This window comes from Staphylococcus intermedius NCTC 11048 (assembly GCF_002902385.1).
In the GTDB taxonomy this organism is placed as follows: domain Bacteria; phylum Bacillota; class Bacilli; order Staphylococcales; family Staphylococcaceae; genus Staphylococcus; species Staphylococcus intermedius.
This window is the reverse complement of the sequence record NZ_PPQH01000123.1, coordinates 2,551-2,769: the sequence shown is the minus strand read 5'-3', so window position 1 is coordinate 2,769 and position 219 is coordinate 2,551.

Sequence of the window (219 nt, the reverse complement as noted above, 5' to 3'; positions counted from 1 at the left end):
TGCTATGAAATTAGTCATATGTTGGTCAGTTAAGGAAATACTACCAGTTAAAATGATAATTAGTTATATTTTTTCTGACTTTGCAACAGAACCAAAAAGTCTCTACAAATAATAACATGTAGAGACTTTTTATTTACATACGTACTCATGTGATTACTTACTTGTTTATTTTTGTTGTACAACAAAAATAAAACCCTATTAATATTTTATTAATAGGGT